The sequence below is a fragment of the Phytoactinopolyspora endophytica genome (assembly GCF_004138495.1).
GTDB lineage: Bacteria > Actinomycetota > Actinomycetes > Jiangellales > Jiangellaceae > Phytoactinopolyspora > Phytoactinopolyspora endophytica.
Genome location: NZ_ML142849.1, coordinates 413,506 through 416,901, shown reverse-complemented (window position 1 = coordinate 416,901; position 3,396 = coordinate 413,506). Strand labels below are relative to the sequence as shown.

The 3,396-nt window shown below is 67.0% G+C and carries 6 protein-coding genes and 1 pseudogene; 4 read left to right on the top strand and 3 right to left on the bottom strand.

The annotated features are described in order from the left end of the window. Nucleotides 1-181: 181 nt before the first annotated feature. Complete coding sequence (locus tag ELR45_RS01865) at nt 182-1,009, bottom strand: MOSC domain-containing protein (protein WP_129662963.1); 828 nt, start codon at nt 1,007-1,009, stop codon at nt 182-184. 188 nt (nt 1,010-1,197) lie between these two features. On the opposite strand from ELR45_RS01865, the gene ELR45_RS01860 reads away from it, so the two are divergent. Genes ELR45_RS01860 through ELR45_RS01845 form a run of 4 tightly spaced genes read left to right on the top strand, consistent with a single transcriptional unit; the run spans nt 1,198 to nt 2,424 of the window. After that, nucleotides 1,198-1,449 (top strand): ATP-binding cassette domain-containing protein, encoded by a 252-nt coding sequence (locus ELR45_RS01860; RefSeq protein WP_129662961.1) that lies wholly within the window; start codon nt 1,198-1,200, stop codon nt 1,447-1,449. Between the two features lie 38 nt (nt 1,450-1,487). Next, the gene (locus tag ELR45_RS01855; RefSeq protein WP_129662959.1) at nt 1,488-1,691 is read left to right on the top strand and encodes a hypothetical protein; all 204 of its coding nucleotides are present in this window, start codon (nt 1,488-1,490) and stop codon (nt 1,689-1,691) included. Then, nucleotides 1,688-1,930 (top strand): hypothetical protein, encoded by a 243-nt coding sequence (locus ELR45_RS01850; protein ID WP_129662957.1) that lies wholly within the window; start codon nt 1,688-1,690, stop codon nt 1,928-1,930. Before ELR45_RS01855 ends, ELR45_RS01850 begins: the two co-directional genes overlap by 4 nt. Further along, nucleotides 1,906-2,424: an ABC transporter permease gene (locus ELR45_RS01845; protein WP_129662955.1), complete on the top strand. Its 519-nt coding sequence runs from the start codon at nt 1,906-1,908 to the stop codon at nt 2,422-2,424. Before ELR45_RS01850 ends, ELR45_RS01845 begins: the two co-directional genes overlap by 25 nt. A gap of 259 nt (nt 2,425-2,683) precedes the next feature. Here ELR45_RS01845 and ELR45_RS40235 read toward each other — a convergent pair. Both ELR45_RS40235 and ELR45_RS01840 read right to left on the bottom strand, forming a co-directional pair. Next, nucleotides 2,684-2,897: pseudogene (locus tag ELR45_RS40235) on the bottom strand (ISL3 family transposase); the annotation flags it as partial. Continuing rightward, a partial coding sequence (locus ELR45_RS01840; protein WP_240759055.1) for a VOC family protein occupies nt 2,887-3,396 on the bottom strand: 510 nt, incomplete at its 5' end. The pseudogene ELR45_RS40235 and the gene ELR45_RS01840, both read right to left, overlap by 11 nt.

The window sequence follows — 3,396 nt, the reverse complement described above, 5'->3', positions numbered from 1 at the left end:
GGTGGGTCCCGTTCGGTTGATCAGTGGCTATGTGAGGGGACCCGCTGAGGTGGGTGTGGGGAGAAGGGGTCTCCCGGCGGCGCGTTGCGTGGGGTGGATCCCGTTCGGTTGATCAGTGGCCCGGTTGGGCTTGAGCCGGGAGACCCCCTTCTCCCCACGCCCACCTCTTCACCCTTGGTTGCTAATCGGGGATGTGGGCCGGGTCGCCGACGCGGAGGGTGCCGGTGGCATCGGGAATGATGTTCACGCCGAACCACACCTTCCCGTCCCACCTGCGGTAGCGCGCGAGGGTGCGTAGCGGTTCCTTGCCCTTGTGCAGGGTCTCCGGGTCGATGGTGGTGAGCACGCATCGGTCGCATGGCTTCGCGACCCGGAAGTCCACACTGCCCAGGCGGATGCGAGACCAATCGTCCTCGGCGAACGGCTCGTCGTTCTCGACGACGACGTTCGGCCGGAAACGGCGCATCGGCAGCGGTTCCGGCGCCGGCTCGCCTCGTTCCAGGGCATTCTCTGTGATCCAGTCATTGAGCTGATGCAGTGAACCCGTGGTTGTAAGTAGCAGGGGATACGCATCAGCGAAGCTGACTCGATCGTCGGCGTGGCCGTACTGAGGATCGACCGGCCTGCGGCGAGGATCATCCAGCCAGACCAGGCGGACGTCCCGGTCGAGGAGCTCGGAGAACCATGCGTCCGCTTCAGGGCTCGGCCGTGCCGCCTCGACGTGTGACTGCCACACCTGTACGGACATGCCTTCACGCGCGGTGCCGCCGTCGACCTCCAAAGGCGCAGCGTGCGAACCCTCGAGCCGCAGCCTCCCGTCGCCACCCAGCGACGTGGCCGTGACGGTGAGCAGGCGGGGGAACGCCCGGGCGGTCAGGGCGAACCCGTCCGTGTCGACCACCATCCACCGGCGGTCTCCGGCCAAGCCCCACGGCTCCACTGTGGCTTCGTCGACCTGACGTCCCTGTGTCGATTTGATGGGATATAGGTTCAAGTGACCGATCTGCACCTGTCAACCGTAGCGGCCTTATCGGCTGGTTCGTCAACGACGGCTTTGTACATCCCTGGTGGATCTGGGTCGGTGGTGGCTGGGGGCTCGTGTTGCTGGCAGTGCAACAGACCAAGCAGCGTCGGCGGAATCGTCCCCGGCCCGGGGACGACGGTCACCCCCCGTCAACGCGGTGACGGGGAGCTGGAATGCACGCGATCGAGACCGAGGGCTTGACGAAGCGCTACGGCGCCGACCACTATGCCGTGCGCGGACTCGACCTGACCGTGCGCGACAGTGAGATCTACGGCTTTCTGGGGCGCAACGGCGCGGGTAAGACCACCACGATGCGCATGCTCGTCGGACTTGTGACACCGACCGACGGAACCATTCGGTTTCGCGGCCGGCGCTTCGATGGCAACAATGCCGTCGCCGCGTCGCGGCCGCCGTCGATGATCTGACACTGGCCGCTCGTGTCGCCAGGTCGGTGGAGGGCGTGGTGAGCGCCGAGGTCGTCGACGGCCGGATGGAGTTCGTTACCGCCACGAGCCAGTGCTCCGGGGATGTGAACACGGCACTTGTCAACGCCGGGGTCGTCGTGTCCGAGCTACGCGTCGAACATCGCTCGCTTGAGAACGTCTTCCTGGGGTTGACCGGTACGGACGGTGTCCCGGCCGAGAGCATGTCCGGAGCTCCCGCGTGATCACGAACAGCCTGCAAGCCGAGCTATTCAGCCTGCGCCGACGCCCTGGCGTCTGGGTTCTCAGCGGTGTCTGGGCCTTCCAGATCGTCTTCTTCGCCTACATCGTCTTCGCCATCGTCTACGCGACGCAGCGCGATACGGTCCCGGCGGACGAGGCGGACACCATGCTGAGCCAGCTGCTGCCGGCGGGCGTCGACCACAGGTGCTGGCTTCGATGCCGGTGTACGGCGGCCCCGTGATGCTCATCATCGGCGTGCTCGTCGCCAGCGCCGACTACCGCTGGGGCACCCTTCAAACCATCTTGTCCCGCAGCGGTCATCGTTCCGGCATCCTGACCGGGAGGTTCCTGGGCCTCGCGGTCGTGATGACGCTGATCGCCGCCGGCTCACTGGTCTTGAGCATCATCTGCAGCGTCGTGGTGGCGCTGAGCACCGGAAGTGCCCTGACCCTGCCCCACGTGGGCGCACTCGTGGGGTTCCTGGCCGCGATGCTGCTGATCACCATGGCGTGGAGCGCCGTCGGTTTCCTGTTCGGGGTATTGACCCGTAACCCGGCGACAGGTATCGCGATCGGACTGCTGTGGACGCTGGCGCTCGAGAACGGGCTGAGCGGTCTGGCTTGTGCCGTGCCGGCGCTGGAAGGCATTCGCTTCGTCATGCTCAGTACCAACACCGGCGCGATCGCACACGCGATGGTGCTCCGACGGTCAGTGATGGGGGTGCCCCCGGCGTGACGGATCTGGTCGGTGGCGCGCCTGCCGCCGTGGTGTTGGCCGCCTACATCGTCGCCGCTCTGGGCTTGAGCCTTTCCGTGTTTCGTCGCCGCGACGTTTAGCGGGCCGCGCAGATTCGGACAAGGGATCGCCCGGTTGGGCTTGAGCCTCTCCGTGTTTCGTGGCTCTTCCCAGTTGAGGGTGTAGCGATCGCTGGAGCGTCGATCCTAGGTAGCGGGCCGCCCGGCGCCTTTGAGGACATCGATCGGGATCGACTGTTCGCCGCGCTGGTGTCTGGGTGCCACACGTGTCCGCAACCGCTGCACCGGTAACGGCGCACGACGACCTCGGGCACCGTGGGGCGCCAGCTCAGCGCCAGTTGGGTCCAACCGCCTGACCACCGCGTCTCGCGGGACGCGTTCGCGGACGTATCGTCGACACCACTGATCGGGCTCGACGACCCGGCGTGCCACGGTTGGCGGTTCAGTCCTTCTTCGCAGCGGACACGTCGACGCATAAGATGCCGTTGTTGCCGTCCTGGTCGGCGATCACGGTGAGCGAGGGCGCGTTGCTGTTATCGACGACGGTCCCGCCCGCGGCGAGGGCGGCGGCGATCCTTTGCTCGGCCACCTCGGGCGCCACATAGACCTCGATGTGGAACCGCTGACGCGGGGTCTCGTGCTCGTCTCTGTCCCCGAACCACAGGTTCGGTACCCGTCCCGTGGCATCCCGGATCTCGGCGCTGGGGGACCCGCGGCCCTGGGCCTCGGCGCTCCCGGTCAGCAGGGCGGCCCACACTGGGGCGATGGTCGCGGAGTGCGCCGTGTCGAGGCCGAGCTCGATGTCGCTGACCGAGGCCGGGTCGGGGTCGATCCTGTGGTCTGCGGCGATCTCGGTGATCCGTCGGGCGAGGTCGACGTCCTGCTGGGTCACCCATTCGACGACGTGTTCGGTGCCCTCGTCGTCGCGGTAGATGGCGTCGGCGGTGACCAG

Excerpts from the sequence above, each read along its gene's own strand:
- ELR45_RS01845 (WP_129662955.1), top strand. The coding sequence starts at position 1,906 with ATGCCGGTGTACGGCGGCCCCGTGATGCTCATCATCGGCGTGCTCGTC.
- ELR45_RS01860 (WP_129662961.1), top strand. The coding sequence starts at position 1,198 with ATGCACGCGATCGAGACCGAGGGCTTGACGAAGCGCTACGGCGCCGAC.